Origin of the sequence: Halostella sp. PRR32 (genome assembly GCF_034808085.1) — an archaeon.
GTDB lineage: Archaea > Halobacteriota > Halobacteria > Halobacteriales > Natronoarchaeaceae > Halostella > Halostella pelagica.
On the sequence record NZ_JAXHGL010000059.1, the window covers coordinates 1 to 288 of the forward strand.

1 protein-coding gene is annotated in these 288 nt (G+C 75.7%); it reads right to left on the reverse strand.

Features of this window, described 5'->3' with window-relative positions; all coding sequences use genetic code 11:
• A partial coding sequence (locus SM753_RS20380; RefSeq protein WP_323192906.1) for a PGF-CTERM sorting domain-containing protein occupies positions 1 to 288 on the reverse strand: 288 nt, incomplete at both ends.

Consider the following 288-nt stretch of genomic DNA (forward strand, 5'->3'; position numbering starts at 1 on the left):
GTCCTCGCGATGAGTGCCGCGGCGACGAGCGCGACGACGGCGACGGCGGCGCCGAACCCTGGCGACCCGCCGGTACCGCCGGACGCCGTCTCCGTCGGCGGCGTCCCGGTGCCCTGCTCGCGGCCGGACTCCGTCGCCTCGAAGTCGCTCGCCTGGAACCCCTCGCCGCCGGCGGTCGTGTTGTCGTCGACCTCCAGGCCCGTCCCGGGCGCGAGGTTCGCGGTGGAGCGCGCGGTCGCGACGACCGTCCCGTCGCGCCACAGGACCGCGTCCAGGTAGTAGTTGTAG